Here is a 22,386-nt window from a genome sequence, read left to right as displayed (position 1 = left end):
CCAATGAAGAAGCGCGCCGTTGCCTATATCTCGACACTGATCGTCTTCGTCGCGATTGACTTCGTATGGTTGAGCGTCATGGCCAATGTGCTTTACAGGCCAGCGCTAGGCGACATGCTTGCCACTGAATTTCGGCTTGCTCCCGCCATCCTGTTCTACCTCATGTATGCGGCTGGCCTGACGTTCTTCGCCGTGCGCCCCGGTTTGGTGACCGCAAAGTTCGGCACGTCGTTTCTTTATGGTGGTCTGCTTGGTTTTATGGCCTACGGAACCTACGATCTGACCAATCAGGCAACGCTTGCAAACTGGTCTACGACCTTGACCGTTGCCGACCTGATCTGGGGCTCGACGCTTTCGGCAGTTTCCGCAGTCGCGGGTCACTGGATCACGGAAAAACTGAATGGGCGTATCGCCCGTTAAAGGACCCGGTCGTCCGCGTCAGGCGTCTCCAGACGACCGGGTCTCGATCTCTTGAGTATCTAGCATCACCGCTGCATCAAGCGGTTCTTACATTATTTCAGGTTCATCATGGCGTCTCACTTCATTCCCGTGTTTGGTATTCTCGCAGCAATCATGCTTGGGGGAAGTGCTTTGGCCTCTGAAAAATCGGCAAGCTCAGTCGTTACCGGAGAGATAAAAATCGACGTTGGCGGTTTCAAGATGAACAGTGTGCTGCTGCCCGCCAAAAAAGGTGCCAGCCTGCCGCCCATCGTCTTCATTCACGGCGCGAGCACCAGCCTTTATGATCCGATGTACGCTTTTCGCGACAAGCTGGAAGGCAAGGCCACGCTGCTGTTTGTCGACAGGCCCGGACACGGACGCTCGGATGTCGGCCCCAAGGCCAATGTTCAGCCGGATGCACAGGCAGACGCTATTGCCGTTCTGATGAAGAAGAGGGGTATCAGAAAAGCCATCATCGTCGGCCACTCCTTCGGTGGCGCCATAACGGCTGCATTCGCTGTACGCCACAAAGACATGGTGGAAGGCCTGGTGTTCCTGTCGCCTGCGCTCTACCCATGGCCGGGCGGCGTATCATGGTATTATGATGCAGCCCGCACGCCCGTTGCCGGGGTGTTGTTCAGCACGCTGATTGCGCCTGCCGCCGGTGCTCTCGTTATCGATGGGGCGGTGAAATCCGTGTTCACGCCAAACCCGAGACCAGCGGATTACATCTCCAAAACGCGGGCCTATCAGGCGTTACGCCCTGTCGCCTTCCGCCACAATGCGCAGGAAGTGGGTGGCCTGAATGCATGGGCGAAGACGGCGTCTGCCAGTTTTCGTGATATAAAAGCGCCAACGGTGATCATTGCTGGCGATGCCGACAATGTCGTTTCCACAGAGATTCATTCACGCCACCTGGCGCGGGACGTAAAGGGTGCTGAACTCATCGTCGTGCACAATCTCGGTCATAAATCGGATTACGTCGCGAGCGATCTGGCTATCGCGGCCATCGAGAAAATCTCCGGTAAGAAGCGCAACCTGAAATCCATCGCGAAAACGCTGGAAGCCAAGATTGCCAACGACGGCAAATAAAGAATGGGCTGACCGGTTCGGAACCGGCCAGCCCATTGCGTTGTCGGTTTACATCGGAGGCAAAACGGCGATGGCCCGCACGGGTGTCTCAACGCCGGTGATATCGCCAGCCTTGGTGGCCTTGCCCGTTTCCAGATCAACCGTGTAAAGCGCCTTATCAGCGGCAAGCCATGCCGTGTTTTTGCCTTCTGCCGTCGTCTGAATATCGAAGGCATAGGTTGCTGGCTTGCCATCGATTCCCAGTTTGCCGATGGACTTCAGCGTACCGTCATTCGGCTTCGTCTGCTGCACCAGCGCGCCAATCGTGGCGTCGATGTTGTACATCGCCGTCTTTTCAGGCTTGCCGTAGGAATTGGTATAGGCGGCAGCCACGATGTTGGGTGTCTCGCCCTTGTGCATATCCGCATCTTCGAAGGCCAGCACACCGTCGACCGTCACAGCACCCGTATCGGGGTGAACGCGGTGGTTGGTGGTGCCGGTCATGTAGCGAAGGCGGTCCGCCATCGGGTTAAAATCAACGATGACAGGGGCCTGCGTCATTGTCAGCGACTTGTCCATCTTCGCCACTTCGGTGGCGGCACCCGTTTCGAGGTTGATCGACACGATGGTGTTGTCAGGCGTTACGCCGATGACGGCTTTGTTGCCCGGACGAAAATCGATGCCGACCAGCTTGTCGACCCCTGTGACGTCCATGGTCTTGGTCACGGCAGGCTTTTCGGTATCGAACATGACGAGTGTCTTGTCGCCCGTCAGGCCCAGCACGGGCGCAGCAGAGGCGAAGGTTGCCGTCGTTGCGAGCAGGGCGGAAGCAATCGTTGCAGTGCGAAGGATGGTCATATCTTTCTCCCGTTTTCTATCCGTTTAAAGAGGTGGCCAGCAGACCGCTGTTCATCGCTCTCAAAGGGTAGACACATGGGGAAGGCGGTTTGGATGCAGGTGGGTAAATTTTTTTTTGATTTGCATCCATGCATGGTTTTCATGTGTATGTTTCTCATATGAAAACTACGCCCGGGAGAGGCCCTTTGGACGTCAGGCAGACAGTGGCAGACGATTTTAGCGCAGCGCTCAAGGCTTGCGCCAAGGGTGATCGAAATGGTCTGCGACTGATTTTCGACACGGAGGCCGGGCGCCTGATCACTGTAGCCGAGCGTATCGTGCGGCGGCGCGATCTGGCTGAAGAGGTGGTGCAAGAGGCTTTCATCCGCATCTGGAAGAACGCGCATCAATATGCGCCAGAGCGCGGATCGGCCCGCGGCTGGATTTATGCCATCGTTCGTAACCGTGCGCTGAACATGCTGCGCGATGGAAAACGCGAGGATCTGGTTACCGATGACCACCTCGACACCTTGCAGGAAGCCCACCATGTCGAGCATATCATGACATCCTGGCACCGGCTGGATCAGGACAGCAGGCTGCGGGACTGTCTCTCAACGCTGGATGAAACCAGACGTCGCGGCATTCTCATGGCCTATGTCGGCGGCTATACCCACGGCGAAATAGCCGGGCGGCTGAAAATACCGCTGGGTACCACCAAGTCGTGGATCAGGCGCGGCCTCTCTTCTCTGCGGGAGTGCATGGCATGACATTTCCCCGCGAAGACCTCGACCGCATTGCTGATGAATATGTGCTTGGCCTGCTGGATGACGACGACATGAGCCGTGTCGAAGCGCAGGTGGAAGATGACGGCGATCTGCGCCGCGCCATCGCGGCCAGCCGCGAGCGTTTTCTGCCGCTCGATACCTCCGCTGAGGCCGTTACGCCAAGTGCATCCCTATGGCAACGCATCGATGACGGATTAAGCGCCGCGCCCGCACCTGTGAGCGCCGCGGCCCGCCCGCCCGCTACCAACGACAACACAGCCTCCCCATGGAAACGCACCGCCATCACATCGCTCGCGGCGTCCCTGCTGCTCACGGTGGGTCTCGGCTGGTCACTCATGCGCCAGGTGGACCCGGTCGTCATTGCCATTCTGCTCAACGATGCGGGCGAGCCGCAGGCCATCGTTGAGGATTTCAGCAACGAACACGCCAGCGTCCGTCTGCTCGCAGATTTTACGGTGCCCGAAGGCAAGACCATGCAGGTCTGGACGCTGCCGAACCGCGACACAGGGCCGGTATCCCTCGGCCTCCTCAACGAGCACCGCTCCGCCAGCCTCGCGACCCCACGGCTTCCCAAGCCCACGGATGAGCAACTCTACGAAATCACTCTGGAACAATCAGGCGGATCGCCGACAGGACGTCCCACCGGGCCGATATTGGTGAAGGGCTACGCGAAAGCGCCTCGGTGACGGGAGGTATCTGGAAATGGCGTACTACTGCGCATGAAAATGCGAACCTTTCCGGTCTGCCTGACATGGATGCCGTGTTTAAAGCACCATCAGGATGCGGAGAGGAGAACCGAGGGATGTCTTCATCAGGAATCAGCTCGTTAATAGATTGAAGGTTAAAGCGAGGAGTTTCCATTGACCGAGTTGGATAAGGCCAAGCTACCGCTAGCCAAGCTGGTTTAGGCGGGTCGTTTCTTGCAAACATGTCCGACTTGGCTAGATTGCAGACAAATCCTTCTGGAGAAAACCTCATGCATAGCTTTCGACAAAGCCTGATGTTTCCTGTTTTCCTCTTGGCCGCTGGCGTGGCCGCTTTCTTTCTCTTCCTCTTCGTGACTGGGCATGATCCTGACGAGAAGCCACTAACTCTGATCCATTGGGTAATCGGTGGAATGCTGATCGGACCTGGCTTCGGCTATCTCGTGAAATGGAGACAGAACAAAAATCGCTCGAAAAGAGAATATTGAAAAATTGTTTAATGGCGCACCCGGCAGGATTCGAACCTGCGACCTTTGGAATCGGAATCCAACACTCTATCCAGCTGAGCTACGGGTGCATCCGTGCGTGCGATGAATCGCAACTGGTGGTGATTGGTTCTTAGCTCAGCTTTGTTTGCGCATCAATGCGTAAAATGGTGTGGCTAGGAGCTAGGGGGGAAGATTCGTCTGGAAACGTTCGAAATCTTGAAATTTTTTCGCTTAGAAATTGCACGCTGGGAAAGCATGTCGATCAAATTTTGGTCAGTGGGCTGACGGTGAAGGGTCCGCGCGGGCTTTTCATATTGAATAACTTGCCCTTTTGAAGGGTTTCCACGGTGTGTGGTGGGGTGCTCGCATTCGCATGGCTAGCGGGTCTGCGTGTTGGGGTGCTTGATGTTTGCGCTAACTTGTCATGGGTGCGACTTATAACGGATGCGAAAGTTTATACCTTTGCTTTATCTATTATTAAACCTTGTTCTAATACATGTAATTGGGTAATTAACTATAGTTCACGGGACGAATCAAAGGGGCTAAAATGACGGTAGGTCTCGCATTTGAGCATGGCAGAGGCAAGGTTTCCTATAATGAAGCCGATGAGAAGCCCCTGGTGTCTAAGGGGGAAATTGATTATTCGATCCTTTCGGAGGCAGTCGTTTACCGGCTCCGACGCGCACAGCTTTCGGTTGTGACAGAATTTAACGAGAGCTTGCTGGCCTTTGGACTGCGGCCAGCCGATTTTTCGGTTTTGATTCTGGTCGCCAACAATACGGGCCTCAAGCAGAGCGATGTCGCAGAGGCGCTTGGCATTCAACGCGCCAATTTCGTCGCCATCATCGATGGCCTCGAAGACAAGGGCCTGTTGCAGCGACGCCGCTCGGAAACCGACCGGCGGGTTCATTTCATGGAAATGACGGAGGAGGGTCGTTCCGTCATGGATGACATCTCCCATATCTGGAGAGAGCACGAAGACAAGTTGATCGACCGTTTGGGTGGCGAGAAGGCGCGCGACCAGTTGATCGGTCTTCTGCGGCGCATTCAGGACTGATATCGTCTTCGCAGGCTTCGCGGCACTGTTAAAAAAGGTGCGGTTTACCGCACCTTTTTGCTTTGAAGGCTCTCACATGCGCATGGCGCCGGGGCCAGCGGCGGCGCCTGCTGGCACCTTGCCGAGAATGATCATGCCCAGGACCTCGTCCTTGGTTACATTTTCGGTTTTGGCATGGCCCACGACCTTGCCGTTTTTCATGACGAAGACACGATCTGCGAGATCGAAGACATCGTGAATATCGTGGCTGATCAGGAAAATGCCGATGCCCTGTTTCTTCAGTTCCTTGACGAGATCACCCACCTGCGCCGTTTCCTGTGGGCCGAGTGCTGCCGTTGGTTCATCCATGATGAGGATACGGGCATCGAACAGGATGGCGCGGGCAATGGCGACGGATTGCCGTTGGCCGCCGGAGAGTGCTTTTACCGGTTCCTTGAAACGCTTGAAGTTGGGGTTGAGGCGGCCCATCACCTCGCGAGCCGAGGCTTCCATTGCGACATCATCCAGCGTGCCCCAGGGGGTGCGCAGTTCGCGGCCAAGATAGAGATTGGCAGCGGCATCGACATTGTCTGCCACAGCCAGCGTCTGGTAGATGGTCTCGATGCCGTATTTCTTCGCATCACGCGGGTTGCGGATATCGACATCCTCGCCGTTGATCAGGATGTCGCCGCTGTCCCGGCGATAGGCACCCGAGAGTATCTTGATCAGCGTGGATTTGCCTGCACCGTTGTGGCCGAGCAGGGCGACGACTTCACCGGCGTGCAGATCCACGGAAGCGTCTTCAACCGCGTGAATGCCACCGAAGGAGATGGAAATATTGCGCATTTCCACAAGCGGAGTGGATCGGTCCGTCATATCGGAAACTCCTCTTTTTATTATTTCGCTCTGGCGCGATAAACAGTGTCGAGCCAGACGGCCATGACGAGCACCATGCCGATGACGATGCTTTGCAGTGGCGTATCCATTCCCAAAAGCACCATGCCGGAGTTGAGTGACTGCATAACCACGGCCCCGAGAATGGCACCGGCGATGGTGCCCGCACCACCGGCCAGCGACGTGCCGCCGATAACGGCTGCGGCGATGGTGTAGAGTTCGTCCAGCGTGCCCTGCGCGTTGGTCGCGGCGTTGAGACGTGCGGTGGAGATGGCAGCTGCGATGGCGCAGAGCGCGCCCATCAGGGCAAATATCCGGATGGTCACCCAGCGGGTCTTGATGCCAGCGAGAACGGCGGCTTCCGGGTTGCCGCCGATGGCGAAGACATAGCGGCCAAAGCGGGTTCGGTTGGTGATGAAATTCATGACGATGGCGATGCCAAGCGCGATCAGCACCGGAATGGCAACGCCCAGCGATATCTCCAACCCCGCATCCGGCCAGGCGATGCCGTTTGCTTCGGCATATTTGCGGGCGAGATTGACAGGCATGTAATAGCTGTTCAGCACCTTCACGGCACCCAGCACCACACCGCAGCCGACCAGCCCCATGAAATACTCGGCCCAGATGGGCTTGAGCGGGAAGCCGAAGCGTTTGCGCTGTCGCCGTGAATTGATGATGGTGAGGACGATGAGAACGCAGGCGATGATGCCGACGATCCAACTGGCCATGGCACCGATGGAGCCATCGGCACCGCCGCCCATCAGGCGGAAGCGCGTGTCCATGGGCGCAACCGTCGCACCGCTGGTGACCATCCACGCGGCACCGCGCCAGACCAGCAGGCCGCCAAGCGTGACGATGAAGGATGGCACGTTCATGAAGGCGATGATGACGCCCTGAAACGCACCGATGGCGGCACCGAGTGCGATGCCGACGCTGAGCGCGAACACCCAGGACATGGGGTGGTCATAGCCCAGCCATCCCGGCAGAAAGCGTGTCTGCGTCACGGCCATGATCATGCCGACGAAACCGAGGATGGAGCCGACCGAGAGGTCGATGTTGCGGGTGACGATGACCAGCACCATGCCCGTGGCCATGACCGATACGGATGCAGCCTGAACGGAAAGATTCCACAAATTGCGCGAGGTCAGGAACAGGCCGCCGGACAGGATCTCAAAGCCGACCCAGATCGCAAACAGCGCCACCACCATCCCCAGCAAGCGGGTGTCTATTTCCGTCGCGTTCAGAAAACGCCGCAACGGGTTGCCCCGTTCAACCCTGGTCTCGGATGACGGTGCGACAACGGTTTGTTCCGCCATGGTTATTATACTCCCTGAAATATGTCGTGTCTCGCGCGTGCCGGAAACGCCGCGAGGATTGCCCCGCGGCGGCTGGCGTCAGGTCGTGACGATGGCGACGCCTAAGCCATCGCTGCCATCACGACCCCATGCGCGTTATTTGCAAGCAGCGACGGTGCCGCCCTTTACGCCCTGGCACAGTTCACTTTTGGTGATCCATTTGGCATCCAGAACGACATTCAGGTTGTCTTTGGTGATGGCCTGCGGCTCAAGGAAATAGGAGCTCATTTCCACACCCTGGGTGCCGCCCTTGAACTTGATGGTGCCTTCCAGCGTCTCCATCTTGGTGCCCTTGGCGAGCGCGACAGCGACTTCGCCCGCCTTCTTGCCGAGCTTGCGGCTGTCTTTCCACACGGAAACCGTCTGTGTGCCAAGCGCTACGCGGTTCAGCGCAGCCTTGTCGCCGTCCTGACCGGACACGGGAACGGAACCCGCCAACCCCTGTGCTTCCAGCGCCGCGACCACGCCGCCCGCCATGCCGTCATTGGACGACACGACAGCATCGACCTTGTTGTTGTTGGCGGTCAGGAACTGTTCCATGTTCTTCTGGGCGATTTCAGGCTTCCAGCCGTCCGTGTAGGCCTCGCCGACATTCTTGATCTTGCCGGAGGTGATGGCGTCCTTCAGCACTTCCATCTGGCCGGAGAACACGAAGTCCGCATTCGGGTCGGTCGAACCACCCTTGATGAAGACATAATTGCCGGTCGGCTTGATCTTGAAGACTTCCCTGGCCTGCAGGCGACCAACTTCCTTGTTGTCGAAGGTGATGTAATAGGTGCTTGGGTTTTCGATCAGGCGGTCATAGCCGACAACCGGAATTCCCTCGGCATTGGCCTTCTCGATGGCCGGGCCGATGGCGCTGCTGTCCTGCGCGAGCACGATCAGCGCGTTTGCTCCCTGGGCAATCAGGCTTTCGATGTCGGTCAACTGCTTTGCAGCGGATGTCTGGGCGTCAGCGGAAATGTATTTGGCGCCGGATGCTTTCAATGCGTCTTTGATCGCGGCTTCGTCCGTCTTCCAGCGTTCTTCTTGAAAGTTGGACCAGGACACGCCGACCACGAGATCGGCAGCAATGGCTGCGGTGTGCAGCGACACGAGTACGGCTGTACCCGCCAACAACTTGGCAAAAGAATTCATGAATGTCCTCCCGGGTGACGGCAACACACGTGGCACCTCCATGCCTGCGTGCGTGCCAGAAAACCTGTCGAGCTATGCGGTCAGCATTTTTTCTCGACAGTCGAGAAATTAGATGTCAGAGAATCCAGATGCTGTCAACAGGCCCGAAAACGTCTGTTTTCATGGGGTTGGTTGCGGCTGGAACGCACAGGGTTTATGGCGTGGAAAACAAACGAGGAAACTGAAAAGCGATGTCGGCCATAGCAAGCACAGAGCTGGTCCGACAGCAAAACAGTCTTCGCGTGCTGGGCGCACTGCGTCGGCACGGCAATCTGTCCCATACGGATATGGCAGGCCTGACAGGGCTGGCATCGGCCACGGTTTCCGCCATTACCGCAGAACTGGAACGCTTCAGCCTCATCGAACGAACGGAACAGCAGGCGGCATCGGGCAGGGGGCGTCCACGTGTTCTGTTTCAACCCAATAGAGGCTTCGGCTATGTCGCCGTCGTGGTGATCTCCTCGGATGCCGTTCAGTATTCCCTCGTGGATTTTACCGGCAAGCTGATGGACCGCTTCGGCGAGGCGCGGGCCTCCGGCACGAGCGAGAGTTTTGCGCAGGCGGTTCTCGCCGGTCTTCTGCGTCTGGCAGCCCGATCAAAAATCGCGCAGAGCGCCATTCTTCATATCTCCATCAGCAGTAAGGGATTGGTGGATACCGAAAGTGCCACGCTGTTGTGGTCGCCGGTGCTGGGGGAGGGGCAGGTCAACTTTCGTACGCTTTTGGCCGTGCATTTCAGGGCACGGGTCTATCTCTACAATGAAACGCTGCTGGCTGCCGAAGCGCTGTGGATGCGCATGCGTGGCGCCGATGGTGCTGCGAAGTCGCTGACGGCACTCTCGCTCGGACACAGCATTGGGCTAGGTGTGGCGCGTGATGTCGGGGACGGGCGCGCCGATGTCATTGCACTCAATTTCGGGCATATGCTGCATGTGCCGGACGGTGCGCTCTGCCGTTGCGGGGCGAGGGGGTGCGTGGAGGCCTATAGCGGGTTCTACGGAATATTGCGGACCGCCTTCGAGGTTTCGACCAATACGATACCGGCCAAATTCGTGCCGCTTGCAGAGGTCGAGAAAATCGCCGCCTCGGCGCGCTCCGGCAACCGTATGGCGGCCTTTGCCTTTCGGCAGGCGGGACTGGCGCTTGGCAATGGTCTGTCGCGGCTATTCAGCCTGCACGGTCACATGCCGTTATTCGTGACGGGGCCGGGAACCCGGTTTTTCGATCTTCTCAAGGCCAGCATTCTGGAGGGCATGGTGCAGACCAATGTCGTGCGCATCTCTGGCCTGCCGGACATCACAATCGAGCCAGATGAGCAGACTTTGGTCTTCGATGGTCACATGGGGCTTGCATTGTCTCGTCTGGATGGAGATATCCTGACCTCTGGTATGGCCGCGCAACAGACAGGCTGAGCGCAGCCGACAAGGCGCATGGAGACGATATGCTGAACATCGACACGAGCCACCCCATCTACAAGCCCCTCTGGGTGCGGCTGCTGATCGTTGGTTTCTCAACCGTGTGGGCCGTCATCGAATTCATCAATCATGAGATATTCTGGGCAACGGTAGTGGGCGGTGTTGCGGCCTATTCGGCCTATGTGCTGCTGTTCACGTTCAAGCCTGCGCCTGAGAAGATTGAGGAGCCCAAGCCGGTGGAACCGGACGAGGCCTGACTATTTGCCGATGAAGCGAATGGCTTGATCGATCAGCAGATTGGCGGCTGTCATTCGCAGTGTCGCATTCTCACGGAATTCCGGGCTGATCGTATCGGGATGGTTCATCCGGGCAAAGCTGCGGCGCTTCTCGTTCAGCGTCTCGATCGTGTCCTTGTCACCAATGCCGAGTTCCTCGGAGACGTCGGCCAGCGATGTGCGGGCAAGGTGCGGCGGCATGACCTGGGGTTCCGGCACGGGTTCGACCGGCGCCGATGGCTCTTCCAGAAAGCCGAGGTAAGACGATAGCGGCAGATTGGCAGAGGATGGGTCTTGCGTTGCCGTGTCGAAGACGAGACTGGCGCTGAAACTGTTCATGCCAAGGCTTGGCTTGGCATCCTCGACGGAAGGCTCGTCCTCCGCCTCGCGTTCCAGGCGTTCCACCACTGACTGAAAAACAGACTGTCCGAACAGCATTCGATCTTCCCGATTGGTGCGTCACGAGATCATAACAAGGTGGTCTCTGGCTTGCGCCTTCAATTCCACGTCAGATTCCGACTCTCTTCCAGAACGAGATCGTACAACAACTGCGCGCTGGGCGGCAGGGCACGATCCTTGGTCATGATGAGGCTGTAAGGCTTGACGCTGAGTTCGAATTCCGTCGGCAGAATGCGAATATCGCCCATGGGCGAGTGCTGGCCGGAAACGAATTCCGCCATTTCATAGGCTAGCGGCGCAATCGCATTCGTCTGCGTCACGATGGCAAGTGTCAGCACGATGGAGGGGGTGTTGATGATGTTGCGCGGCAGCGCCACGCCCTGCGCCAGAAATACATCTTCCATCGTCCGCCGCAGCAGGGCACCCGGTGGCTGGAACACCCAGTCATATTGCGAGAGGTCTTCCAGCTTCGCAGGCGCTGTTGCCAACAACGGATGATTCTTGCGCACCAGAAGGCAGGCGCGTTCGATGCCGATTTCATGCGCGTTGAACAAAGCAGGGTCAATATCATCAGGAATGCGGCCAATGACGAAGTCGTGGCGGGCGGCCAGCAGTTCACGCGCCAGCACATTGCTCGTCTCCACCTGAACATTGACCTCGATACCAGGATAGGTGTCCATCGCCTTTCGCAACGCAGGCACCACAAGGCTGATGGCGGGTGCGGTGACGGACCCGATGAAGACCGAGCCACCGCCGCCTGATTTCATCTGTGCCAGCTCGCGACTTGCCTCGCGAAGTTCGAGAAGAATCTTTTTCGCACGTTTCGCCAGTGCCTCGCCGAATTGCGTCAGGACCACGCCGCGTGACGCCCGCTGGCACAACGGCGTCTTCACGATGGCCTCCATTTCGGACAACATTCGGGATGCTGCGGGTTGGGTCATGTTCAGCGCAGCTGCCGCAGCGCTTACCTGGCCGTGTTCTTCAATCGTCACCAGCATGCGCAAATGGGTCATTTTCAGACCTGCGCGCAACAGGGGGTTGTCTTCTGTCAGCGATAAAAATTCGAACGAATCCGTTCCATTTCGTTCCATGGCGCTTTCCCCATTGCACCCCGGGAAAGCGGGATAGGCAATTATACCGATTTAATATAACAAAAATGATATAGGAAAAGCAATATATTCTATTTGACAGTTATATGGATTCAGAACAGGTTGCGCCTGTGCCGGGGAGGAGTGGCAAAAGTTCGGATTGTGTCTTTGCATTCAATTCGAGTAAGCTAAACTCCTGACGCTCGGTCATGAATTTACAGGTGATTTGTACAGAACAACGCCTGAAAGAGGGTTCCAAGGGAGAGAGTATATGAAATCCATTATTTCGTTGTTTGCGGCCTGTGCCATCGGCGCTGCATCATTTGCTGGCCCTGTTTGGGCGCAGGACAAGGGCGCAGTCGGCATTGCTATGCCAACGAAGTCTTCCGCACGCTGGATCGATGACGGCAACAACATCGTCAAGCAGCTTCAGGAAGCCGGTTACACAACCGATCTGCAGTACGCTGACGACGATATTCCGAATCAGCTGTCCCAGATTGAAAACATGGTTACCAAGGGCGTAAAGGTTCTGGTTATCGCTTCGATCGACGGCACGACACTGTCTGACGTTCTCAAGCAGGCTGGCCAGCAGGGCATCAAGGTCATCGCTTATGACCGTCTGATCCGTAACAGCGGCGACGTTTCCTACTACGCAACCTTCGACAACTTCCAGGTTGGCGTGTTGCAGGCAACATCGATTGCCGACAAGCTCGGCCTGAAGGATGGCAAGGGTCCATTCAACATCGAACTGTTCGGCGGTTCGCCAGACGACAACAACGCCTTCTTCTTCTACGATGGCGCAATGTCCGTTCTCAAGCCTTACATCGACAGCGGCAAGCTCGTCGTGAAGTCCGGCCAGATGGGCATGGACAAGGTCGGTACGCTGCGTTGGGATCCAGCAACGGCCCAAGCCCGTATGGATAACCTTCTCTCTGCCTTCTACACAGACGCAAAGGTTGACGCTGTTCTGTCGCCTTACGACGGTATCTCCATCGGCATCATCTCCTCGCTCAAGGGCGTAGGTTATGGCTCCAAGGACCAGCCGCTGCCAGTCGTATCCGGTCAGGATGCTGAAGTGCCTTCCGTCAAGTCGATCATCGCTGGCGAGCAGTACTCCACCATCTTCAAGGACACACGCGAACTCGCGAAGGTTACTGTTGGCATGGTCAACGCCGTCATGCAGGGCAAAGAGCCTGAAGTGAACGACACCAAGACCTATGAAAATGGCGTCAAGGTTGTTCCTTCCTACCTCTTGAAGCCAGTTGCTGTTACTAAGGAGAACTACAAGCAGGTTCTCGTTGACGGCGGTTACTACAAAGAAGACCAGCTCAAGTAAGCTTCTATGATCGTGGCGGGGATAGGCTTTGTTGCCTGTCCCCGCTTCTTCAAAAAAGAACGCCGGATTGTACGGCGCTGGATTGCGATATGGACAATACCATCCTCGAAATGCGGAATATCACCAAGACGTTTCCGGGCGTGAAAGCGCTGGAGAACGTGAACCTCAAGGTTCGCCAGGGTGAGATACACGCACTCGTCGGCGAAAACGGTGCCGGAAAGTCGACCCTCATGAAGGTCCTTTCAGGCGTTTACCCCGCTGGCACCTATGACGGTGAAATTCACTACGAAGGTCAGCTGCGAAATTTCCGCGCGATCAACGACAGTGAAGAAATAGGCATCATCATCATTCACCAGGAATTGGCCCTGGTCCCGCTTCTGTCGATTGCGGAAAACATTTTTCTCGGCAACGAGATCGCCACCAATGGCGTCATCAGCTGGCAGCAGACGTTCAACCGCACGCGCGAGCTGTTGAAAAAGGTTGGCCTCAAGGAATCACCTGAGACGCTGATCACCGACATCGGTGTGGGTAAGCAGCAGCTGGTGGAAATCGCCAAGGCTCTTTCCAAGAGCGTGAAGCTCCTGATCCTCGACGAGCCAACGGCATCGCTGAACGAAAGCGATTCGGAAGCGCTCCTCAACCTGTTGATCGAGTTCCGCAAGCAGGGCCTGACCTCCATCATTATCACGCACAAGCTGAACGAAGTGCGTAAGGTGGCAGACCAGATCACGGTTCTGCGCGATGGTATGACGGTCAAGACCCTCGACTGTCATAACGAAGAGATCAGCGAAGACGTGATCATCCGCAACATGGTGGGCCGCGATCTCGAAGACCGCTATCCGCCACGCGATGTGCCGATCGGCGAAACCATTCTCGAAGTCAAGAACTGGAACGCCTATCACCAGCAGCACCGGGATCGTCAGGTTCTACATGATATCAACGTCAATGTCCGCAAGGGCGAGGTCGTGGGTATTGCTGGCCTGATGGGCGCTGGCCGCACCGAATTTGCGATGAGCGTGTTCGGCAAGTCCTATGGTCATAAGATCACCGGCGACGTTCTGATCCATGGCAAGCCTGTGGATGTCAGCACTGTTCGCAAAGCGATCGATGCCGGTCTTGCCTACGTAACCGAAGACCGCAAGCATCTGGGCCTCGTGCTCAACGACAATATTTTGCACAACACCACGCTTGCCAATCTTGCTGGTGTGTCGTCTGCAAGCGTCATTGACGACCACAAGGAAATGTCGGTCGCGAACGACTTCCGTAAACGCCTTCGCATCCGCTCGTCCGGCATCTTTCAGGAAACGGTCAACCTTTCCGGCGGCAACCAGCAGAAGGTCGTTCTGTCGAAATGGTTGTTCTCGAACCCTGACGTTCTCATTCTGGACGAACCGACGCGCGGTATCGATGTCGGCGCGAAATATGAAATCTACACCATTATCAACCAGCTCGCCGCCGACGGAAAAGGCGTTCTGATGATCTCATCGGAAATGCCCGAACTGCTTGGCAATTGCGACCGCATCTACGTTATGAACGAAGGACGGATTGTCGCCGAATTGCCGAAGGGAGAGGCGAGCCAGGAAAGCATCATGCGCGCTATCATGCGCTCAGGGGAGAAGAACTGATGAGTTCGGCCAACACATCCACCGAAGAAAGCAACGTCGTTTCAGTCGGCTCGTATATTCGCGCCAACATTCGCGAATACGGCATGCTGATCGCGCTCGTCGCCATCATGGTTTTCTTCCAGTTTTACACCGGCGGTATTCTGTTTCGCCCTGTTAACCTGACGAACCTGATCCTCCAGAACTCGTTCATCGTCATCATGTCGCTCGGCATGCTGCTGGTCATCGTCGCAGGGCATATCGACCTTTCAGTTGGCTCGATCGTCGCCTTCGTCGGCGCGGTCGCGGCCATCCTGACCGTGCAATGGGGCATGAATCCGCTTCTGGCGGCGCTCATCTGCCTTGGCGTCGGTGGTCTGATCGGTGCGGCGCAGGGCTACTGGATCGCCTATCACCGCATTCCGTCCTTCATCGTGACACTGGCGGGCATGCTCGTCTTCCGCGGCCTGACGCTCTTCGTGCTGGGCGGTAAGAACATCGGTCCGTTTCCTGTCGATTTCCAGGTCGTCAGCACCGGCTTCTTGCCGGATATCGGTGGTATCGAAGGCATCAACGTCACATCCATGGTGCTGACGCTCGCGATCACGCTTGCTCTGTTCGTGCTGGCTTTGCGCCGCCGTCAGGTGAATGTTCGCCACGGTATCGATGTCGAGCCTTTCGGCTTCTTCATCGTCCAGAACCTGCTGATCGCTGGCGCAATCCTGTTCCTCGGCTACCAGCTTTCGACCTATCGTGGCCTGCCAAACGTCCTCATCGTCATGCTGGTTCTGATCGCGCTTTATAGCTTCGTCACGCGCCGCACGACCATTGGTCGTCGTATCTACGCCATGGGCGGTAACGAGAAGGCGACGAAGCTTTCCGGCATCAACACCGAGCGACTGAGCTTCCTAACCTTCGTCAACATGGGTGTGCTGGCTGGTCTCGCCGGTATGATCATCGCGACGCGTCTGAACTCCGCAACGCCGAAAGCTGGCGTGGGCTTCGAGCTTGACGTTATCGCGGCCTGCTTTATCGGCGGTGCTTCGGCATCCGGCGGCGTTGGCAAGATCACCGGTGCTGTTATCGGTGCGTTCATCATGGGCGTTATGAACAACGGCATGTCGATCGTCGGTCTCGGCATCGACTTCCAGCAGATGGTCAAGGGCCTCGTGCTTCTCGCCGCCGTCTTCTTCGACGTCTACAACAAGAACAAGGGCTGATTGCTCTCGTTCCATAGGTTGAAATGATAACAAGTGGCCGGTTTCCGGCCACTTTCATGAGATGCAGGCGTCAAACGTCTTTGAAAGGAATTACCGTGCTGATTTCTCAGATCAAGAATGCGAACGGAAGCATTATCGTCGCCGCTCGTGACGAGGGTGGACAGGCGCGTGCTGTAAACAATGCAGAGTCCGTCTACGCGCTGGCACTCGAAGCTGCCAATGCCGGCAAGACGCTGGTTGAGGTCATCGAAGCGCGCGGTTATGGCGATGCTATCGACCTCGAGGAAGCCTATGCTGAAGGCAAGTTCCTGCCGCCGATCACGCATCCAGATCCTGCCCATCTGCACCTGACAGGTACCGGCCTTACCCATCTGGGTTCGGCTGCCACGCGTGACAGCATGCATAAGAAGGCTGGCGAAGCGGCAGAGGAAACGCTGACCGACTCGATGAAGATGTTCAAGATGGGCCACGAAAATGGAAAGCCTGCTGCGGGCCAGAAGGGCGTTCAGCCTGAGTGGTTCTATAAGGGTAATGGCCATGTCGCGACCGCACCAGGTGCGGCTCTGATGTCGCCGTCGTTTGCGCTTGATGGTGGTGAAGAGCCCGAAATGGCTGGTATTTACGTTATCTCCGATGAAGGCCAGGCCTTCCGCATCGGCTTTGCCGTTTCCAACGAGTTTTCGGATCACGTCACGGAGCGGATGAACTATCTCTATCTCGCCCACTCCAAGCTGCGCCCGGCAAGCTTCGGCCCAGAAATCCGTATCGGCGCTCCGCCGTCGGATATCCGCGGTACGTCCCGCATCCTACGCGACGGCAAGGTCATTTTCGAAAAGCCGTTTCTGTCGGGTGAGGATAATATGTCCCACACCTTCGCCAATCTGGAATACCACCACTTCAAATACGGCCTATTCCGCGCACCAGGCGAAGTCCACGTCCACATGTTCGGCACGGCAACGCTATCCTTCGCAGATGGCGTAAAGCCCGAAGCAGGCGACGTCTTCGAAATCGAAGCCGAAGGTTTCGGCCTGCCGCTGCGCAATGTGCTAAAGGTGGAAATGGAAGAAACCATCTCCATCGGCCAACTCTGAGCCATTCATTCAGAGCGTTTCCCCTTTGTAGAGAAGCGCTCCAAACCTCACCGCAAAGCCTCGAGCCTCCCGGCTCGGGGCTTTTTTGTTTCTGAGAACTGAGCGTGTTCGCGAGAATAAAGCGAGAGCGAGGGCCGCCACGTCGAATGAGGACATCCGACGGGCAGGCTTGATAGCTGGGCAGTATGTCCAATCCATTTTTCTGAGTGATCTGCGTGCCGTCGAAAACCGTTGCGGTCTAGAGCTACACGTTCGGGAAGGGGGATATTGCACCCACGGTTGACAAGGTGTCTTTGCGGTGGCCTAGAGCGCTTCCTTGTTAAATGGAAGCATTCTGCGGGCATTTTTCGCTAGGCTCGAAGCTTTCGGCGTGACAGTACCTGGGATAATGCCGTTCGCTAGCCAAGCTTGCCCTGACGAAAACCTGCTCAATTAACAATAAACGCTCTAGGTCGTCTTCGGGAATGGAACGATGATGGTTGTAGGGGACTTGGCCGTTCAGGCCAGCAGCGGGTTCTTGCTTGGCGGAAGTGTAACGTTAAAAGCGCATCCTCGATAGCCGCAAATGGTTGCGGGGCGTGGTTCCGTATGTTCTTCGCCAATCGTCTTTGTTGTGCTTCAGGTCTGCTTGATGTCAGTCACTCGACGAGACCCGATCTGCCGCGTTTGTGTCTTGTAATAGGTGGGGCAAAAAGAAAACGGCGCGACCTAGGTCGCGCCGTTCGTGTTTGAGCTTGGTATCATTCAGTCTTAGATGTTGCCATAGGCGGCAATGATTGCTGCTACCTGTGCATCGTTGAGCGACTGCTTTTGAGTGTCCGACATTGCGTCGATCCTAGTGTCCTCCATGCCCATGATTGCTTCAGTCGTCAGGCCAGCAAGCGACTTGACGTTGAGGGCCGCAATTTCATCGGTCGTGAAGGAGTTGAGTTCTCCAGCGTCGAGTGTTGCGACCTGTGCAGATGTCAGAACTGCTACCTGCGTGGATGTCAACGCCGCGATGTTGGCGGTGGTGAAGGCCTGCAGCTGTGCGGTTGTCAGAGCCGCCAGCTGAGTTGCGCTGATGGAAGCAGCCTGAGTGGTTGTCAGCCCGACGATAGCATCGGTTGACAGTGAAACGATCTGCTTTGCCGTCAGTGCAGCAACCTGGCCCGTTCCGAAAGCAGCAAGCTGTGCGGAGGAGATCGATGCCAGTTGCTTGTCCGTCAGTGTTGCGATCTGAGGGCTGGTAAGAGCAACGATCTTGTTGGTTGCAAGAGCAGCCATCGTGTCCGTTGTCAGGCCAGCAAGCGATTTAACGTTAAGAGCCGCAATTTCATCCGTCGTGAAGGAGTTGAGTTCTCCACCATCAAGTGTTCCGATTTGAGCCGCTGTCAGAGAACCGACCTGTGTCGAGGTCAATGCTGCGATGTTGGCTGTAGTGAAGGCTTCCAACTGTGCGGTTGTGATAGCCGCCAGCTGAGTTGCGCTGAGCGCCGCTGTCTGATTGCTTGTCAGTCCGACGATAGCATCGGTTGACACGGAAACAATCTGCTTTGCCGTCAGTGCAGCAACCTGGCTCGTTCCGAAAGCAGCAAGCTGAGCGGAAGAGATCGATGCCAGTTGCTTGTCCGTCAGTGTTGCAATCTGAGGGTTGGTGAGAGCAACGATCTTGTTGGTTGCAAGAGCAGCCAGCGTTTCCGTTGTCAGGCCAGCAAGCGACTTGACGTTGAGGGCCGCAATTTCATCGGTCGTGAAGGAGTTAAGTTCTCCAGCGTCGAGTGTTCCGATTTGAGCGGCAGTCAGGGAGCCGACCTGTGTCGAGGTCAGTGCTGCGATGTTGGCTGTGGTGAAGGCTTCCAACTGTGCGGTTGTGATAGCCGCCAGCTGAGTTGCGCTGAGTGCTGCTGTCTGATTGCTTGTCAGTCCGACGATGGCGTCGGTCGACACGGAAACGATCTGCTTTGCTGTCAGTGCAGCGAGCTGACCCGTTCCAAAAGCAGCAAGCTGTGCGGAAGAGATCGATGCCAGTTGCTTGTCCGTCAGTGTTGCGATCTGAGGAGCGCTGAGGGCGGCGATCTTGTTGGTTGCAAGAGCAGCCAGTGTTTCCGTTGTCAGGCCAGCGAGGGACTTGACGTTAAGAGCAGCAATTTCATCGGTCGTGAAGGAGTTGAGTTCGCCAGCGTCGAGTGTTCCGATTTGAGCGGCTGTCAGAGAACCGACCTGCGTTGAGGTCAATGCTTCGATGCTACCAGTCGTGAAGGCTGCCAACTGTGCAGTTGTGAGCGCAACGAGTTGCTTGTTGCTCAGGGCTTGCACTTGGTCGCTTTTCAGGCCTGACAACATCTCTGAATTAAGAGCTGCAACCTGCTTGTCTGTCAGTGCAGTGATCTGCGCTGTTGTAAGTGCAGCAAGCTGACCCGAGGTGATGGATGCAACTTGGTTGGTTGTCAGTGTTGCGACCTGAGGGGCGGTGAGAGCAACGATCTTGTTGGTTGCAAGAGCAGCCAGCGTGTCTGTTGTCAGGCCAACAAGGGACTTGACGTTAAGAGCAGCAATTTCATCGGTCGTGAAGGAGTTGAGTTCGCCAGCGTCGAGTGTTCCAAGCTGACCGGCTGTCAGGGAGCCGACCTGTGTCGAGGTCAGCGCTGCGATGTTGGCTGTGGTGAAAGCTTCAAACTGTGCGGTTGTGATCGCTGCCAGCTGAGCTGCGCTGAGCGCTGCTGTCTGATTGCTTGTCAGTCCGACGATGGCGTCGGTTGACACGGAAACGATCTGCTTTGCAGTCAGTGCAGCGATCTGACCCGTTCCGAAAGCAGCAAGCTGTGCAGAAGAGATCGATGCCAATTGCTTGTCTGTGAGTGTTGCAACCTGAGGAGCGCTGAGGGCGGCAATCTTGTTGGTGGTAAGACCAGAGATCGCATCCGTTGTCAGGCCAGCGAGGGACTTAACGTTAAGAGCAGCAATTTCATCCGTCGTGAAGGAGTTGAGTTCTCCAGCGTCGAGTGTTCCGATTTGAGCGGCAGTCAGAGAACCGACCTGTGTCGAGGTCAATGCTTCGATGCTACCAGTCGTGAAGGCTGCCAACTGTGCAGTTGTGAGCGCAACGAGTTGCTTGTTGCTCAGGGCTTGCACCTGCTCGCTTTTCAGGCCTGACAACATCTCTGAATTAAGAGCTGCAACCTGCTTGTCTGTCAGTGCAGTGATCTGTGTTGTTGTAAGCGCAGCAAGCTGACCCGAGGTGATGGATGAGATTTGTTTGGTTGTCAGTGTTGCGACCTGAGGGGCGGTGAGGGCGGCGATCTTGTTGGTTGCAATAGCAGCCATCGTGTCCGTCGTCAGGCCTACAAGGGACTTGACGTTAAGGGCAGCAATTTCATCGGTCGTGAAGGAGTTGAGTTCTCCAGCGTCGAGTGTTCCGAGCTGACCGGCTGTCAGGGAGCCGACCTGTGTCGAGGTCAGCGCTGCGATGTTGGCTGTGGTGAAGGCTTCCAACTGTGCGGTTGTGATAGCTGCCAGCTGAGCTGCGCTGAGCGCTGCTGTCTGATTGCTTGTCAGTCCGACGATGGCGTCGGTCGACACGGAAACGATCTGCTTTGCAGTCAGTGCAGCGATCTGACCCGTTCCGAAAGCAGCAAGCTGTGCGGAGGAGATCGATGCCAGTTGCTTGTCTGTCAGTGTTGCGATCTGAGGGTTGGTGAGAGCAGCGATCTTGTCGGTTGCAAGAGCGGCCATCGTGTCTGTTGTTACACCGGCAAGAGACTTGACGCTGAGGGCAGCAATTTCATCGGTCGTGAAGGAGTTGAGTTCGCCACCGTCGAGCGTTCCGATTTGAGCGGCTGTCAGAGAACCAACCTGTGTCGAGGTCAATGCTGCGATGTTGGCTGTGGTGAAGGCTTCCAACTGTGCGGTTGTGATAGCTGCCAGCTGAGCTGCGCTGAGTGCCGCTGTTTGATTGCTTGTCAGTCCAACGATGGCGTCGGTCGAAATGGAAACGATCTGCTTTGCAGTCAGTGCAGCAACCTGGCTCGTTCCGAAAGCAGCAAGCTGAGCGGATGAGATCGATGCCAGTTGCTTATCTGTCAGTGTTGCGATCTGAGGGTTGGTGAGAGCAGCGATCTTGTTGGTTGCAAGAGCAGCCATCGTGTCCGTTGTTACACCGGCAAGCGACTTGACGCTGAGGGCCGCAATTTCATCCGTCGTGAAGGAGTTGAGTTCTCCAGCGTCGAGTGTTCCGAGCTGACCGGCTGTCAGGGAGCCGACCTGTGTCGAGGTCAATGCTGCGATGTTGGCTGTGGTAAAGGCTTCCAACTGTGCGGTTGTGATAGCTGCCAGCTGAGTTGCGCTGAGCACGGCTGTCTGATTGCTTGTCAGTCCGACGATGGCGTCGGTCGAAATGGAAACGATCTGCTTTGCAGTCAGTGCAGCGATCTGACCCGTTCCGAAAGCAGCAAGCTGTGCGGAAGAGATCGATGCCAGTTGCTTGTCTGTCAGTGCTGCAACCTGAGGCGTGCTGAGGACTGCCACCTTGTTGGTGGTAAGACCAGAGATCGCATCCGTTGTCAGGCCAGCAAGGGACTTGACGTTAAGAGCAGCAATTTCATTCGTCGTGAAGGAGTTGAGTTCGCCAGCGTCGAGTGTTCCAAGCTGAGCGGCTGTCAGAGAACCAACCTGTGTCGAGGTCAATGCTTCGATGCCACCGGTCGTGAGGGCTGCCAACTGGCTGGAATACATTGCAACGATCTGGCTTGCGGACAGAACCGACACTTGGTTCGTGGCGACCGCCTGAAGCTGATCAACGGTCAAACCGACGATGGCCTTTGCCGAGATGGCAGCGATCGCGTCTGTCTTGAATGAGGATATCGTGCCAGCGTCTAGTGCTGCAATCTGCTTGGAAGATAGCGCAGCAGTCTGGGTTGCGCTCAGGGCAGCAACGTCAGAGGTTTTCAGGCTGGCCATAGTGGTGGTTGAAAGATTGGCAATCTGTTTGACAGAAAGGGAAGAAATAATCGAAGTCATGGACACGTGCCCCCGTTGATAACTGACCAAAGCGCCATTCGCCGTATCAATTCTCTGCCGCGCAACCACGAGGGCTGATCCGGTCCCCCGGATGCGCAAGGCGCGAATTGATAAGGTGTCTCAAGCGCTCGACGGTAGCGTCGATCGAGTGAGCGTCCTTGTGGACAACAGCATGT

Annotated in this window: 18 protein-coding genes and 1 tRNA gene; 11 read left to right on the top strand and 8 right to left on the bottom strand. The window is 56.5% G+C overall.

Annotated features, from left to right (window positions below; all coding sequences use genetic code 11):
• Nucleotides 1-3 precede the first annotated feature (3 nt).
• Nucleotides 4-420 (top strand): DUF2177 family protein, encoded by a 417-nt coding sequence (locus HRR99_RS11255; protein WP_111837724.1) that lies wholly within the window; start codon nucleotides 4-6, stop codon nucleotides 418-420.
• A 108-nt stretch (nucleotides 421-528) separates the two neighbouring features.
• Nucleotides 529-1,533 carry an alpha/beta fold hydrolase gene (locus HRR99_RS11250; RefSeq protein WP_233121745.1) on the top strand — a complete coding sequence of 335 codons (1,005 nt, stop codon included), beginning with the start codon at nucleotides 529-531 and terminating at the stop codon, nucleotides 1,531-1,533.
• A gap of 48 nt (nucleotides 1,534-1,581) precedes the next feature.
• Here the strand turns inward: HRR99_RS11250 and HRR99_RS11245 are convergent, their stop codons facing one another.
• A complete protein-coding gene (locus HRR99_RS11245) occupies nucleotides 1,582-2,370 on the bottom strand; it encodes a DUF4394 domain-containing protein (RefSeq protein ID WP_233121744.1) in 789 nt (262 codons plus the stop codon).
• 185 nt (nucleotides 2,371-2,555) lie between these two features.
• On the opposite strand from HRR99_RS11245, the gene HRR99_RS11240 reads away from it, so the two are divergent.
• A complete protein-coding gene (locus tag HRR99_RS11240; RefSeq protein ID WP_233121742.1) occupies nucleotides 2,556-3,116 on the top strand; it encodes a sigma-70 family RNA polymerase sigma factor in 561 nt (186 codons plus the stop codon).
• A complete protein-coding gene (locus HRR99_RS11235; protein ID WP_233121740.1) occupies nucleotides 3,113-3,820 on the top strand; it encodes an anti-sigma factor in 708 nt (235 codons plus the stop codon). Before HRR99_RS11240 ends, HRR99_RS11235 begins: the two co-directional genes overlap by 4 nt.
• Before the next feature lie 518 nt (nucleotides 3,821-4,338).
• Here HRR99_RS11235 and HRR99_RS11230 read toward each other — a convergent pair.
• Nucleotides 4,339-4,415 (bottom strand) — tRNA-Arg (locus HRR99_RS11230).
• A 458-nt stretch (nucleotides 4,416-4,873) separates the two neighbouring features.
• Here HRR99_RS11230 and HRR99_RS11225 point away from each other — a divergent pair.
• A complete protein-coding gene (locus HRR99_RS11225; protein WP_233121739.1) occupies nucleotides 4,874-5,383 on the top strand; it encodes a MarR family winged helix-turn-helix transcriptional regulator in 510 nt (169 codons plus the stop codon).
• A gap of 72 nt (nucleotides 5,384-5,455) precedes the next feature.
• Here HRR99_RS11225 and HRR99_RS11220 read toward each other — a convergent pair whose 3' ends face one another.
• From HRR99_RS11220 to xylF, 3 genes are all read right to left on the bottom strand, one after another.
• Nucleotides 5,456-6,238: an ATP-binding cassette domain-containing protein gene (locus HRR99_RS11220; protein WP_233121737.1), complete on the bottom strand. Its 783-nt coding sequence runs from the start codon at nucleotides 6,236-6,238 to the stop codon at nucleotides 5,456-5,458.
• Nucleotides 6,239-6,258: 20 nt separating this feature from the next.
• Nucleotides 6,259-7,572, bottom strand: coding sequence for a sugar ABC transporter permease (locus HRR99_RS11215; RefSeq protein ID WP_233121735.1), 1,314 nt, complete (start codon nucleotides 7,570-7,572; stop codon nucleotides 6,259-6,261).
• Between the two features lie 135 nt (nucleotides 7,573-7,707).
• A complete protein-coding gene (xylF, locus tag HRR99_RS11210) occupies nucleotides 7,708-8,748 on the bottom strand; it encodes a D-xylose ABC transporter substrate-binding protein (protein WP_233121734.1) in 1,041 nt (346 codons plus the stop codon).
• A 230-nt stretch (nucleotides 8,749-8,978) separates the two neighbouring features.
• On the opposite strand from xylF, the gene HRR99_RS11205 reads away from it, so the two are divergent.
• Nucleotides 8,979-10,199, top strand: a complete 1,221-nt coding sequence (locus HRR99_RS11205; protein ID WP_233121732.1) for an ROK family transcriptional regulator — start codon at nucleotides 8,979-8,981, stop codon at nucleotides 10,197-10,199.
• 29 nt (nucleotides 10,200-10,228) lie between these two features.
• Nucleotides 10,229-10,459 carry a hypothetical protein gene (locus HRR99_RS11200; RefSeq protein WP_111837734.1) on the top strand — a complete coding sequence of 77 codons (231 nt, stop codon included), beginning with the start codon at nucleotides 10,229-10,231 and terminating at the stop codon, nucleotides 10,457-10,459.
• Here HRR99_RS11200 and HRR99_RS11195 read toward each other — a convergent pair whose 3' ends face one another.
• Nucleotides 10,460-10,915, bottom strand: coding sequence for a hypothetical protein (locus HRR99_RS11195; RefSeq protein ID WP_233121730.1), 456 nt, complete (start codon nucleotides 10,913-10,915; stop codon nucleotides 10,460-10,462). It lies immediately after the preceding gene.
• A 59-nt stretch (nucleotides 10,916-10,974) separates the two neighbouring features.
• Nucleotides 10,975-11,967: a LysR family transcriptional regulator gene (locus HRR99_RS11190; RefSeq protein WP_111837736.1), complete on the bottom strand. Its 993-nt coding sequence runs from the start codon at nucleotides 11,965-11,967 to the stop codon at nucleotides 10,975-10,977.
• A gap of 268 nt (nucleotides 11,968-12,235) precedes the next feature.
• Between HRR99_RS11190 and chvE the strand changes: the two genes are divergently transcribed.
• From chvE to araD1, 4 genes are all read left to right on the top strand, one after another.
• A complete protein-coding gene (gene chvE / locus HRR99_RS11185) occupies nucleotides 12,236-13,300 on the top strand; it encodes a sugar ABC transporter substrate-binding protein ChvE (RefSeq protein ID WP_111837737.1) in 1,065 nt (354 codons plus the stop codon).
• Between the two features lie 89 nt (nucleotides 13,301-13,389).
• A complete protein-coding gene (gene gguA, locus HRR99_RS11180; protein WP_111837738.1) occupies nucleotides 13,390-14,925 on the top strand; it encodes a sugar ABC transporter ATP-binding protein GguA in 1,536 nt (511 codons plus the stop codon).
• Nucleotides 14,925-16,121: a multiple monosaccharide ABC transporter permease gene (gene mmsB, locus HRR99_RS11175; RefSeq protein WP_111837739.1), complete on the top strand. Its 1,197-nt coding sequence runs from the start codon at nucleotides 14,925-14,927 to the stop codon at nucleotides 16,119-16,121. Before gguA ends, mmsB begins: the two co-directional genes overlap by 1 nt.
• A 95-nt stretch (nucleotides 16,122-16,216) precedes the next feature.
• Complete coding sequence (gene araD1, locus HRR99_RS11170) at nucleotides 16,217-17,212, top strand: AraD1 family protein (RefSeq protein WP_233121729.1); 996 nt, start codon at nucleotides 16,217-16,219, stop codon at nucleotides 17,210-17,212.
• Between the two features lie 750 nt (nucleotides 17,213-17,962).
• Here araD1 and HRR99_RS11165 read toward each other — a convergent pair.
• Complete coding sequence (locus tag HRR99_RS11165) at nucleotides 17,963-22,210, bottom strand: beta strand repeat-containing protein (protein WP_233121727.1); 4,248 nt, start codon at nucleotides 22,208-22,210, stop codon at nucleotides 17,963-17,965.
• Nucleotides 22,211-22,386 lie beyond the last annotated feature (176 nt).

It is taken from the genome of Agrobacterium vaccinii (assembly GCF_021310995.1).
Classification (GTDB): Bacteria; Pseudomonadota; Alphaproteobacteria; order Rhizobiales; family Rhizobiaceae; genus Agrobacterium; species Agrobacterium vaccinii.
The sequence above is the reverse complement of the archived record's forward strand: the minus strand, read 5'-3'. Positions and strand labels throughout refer to the sequence as shown.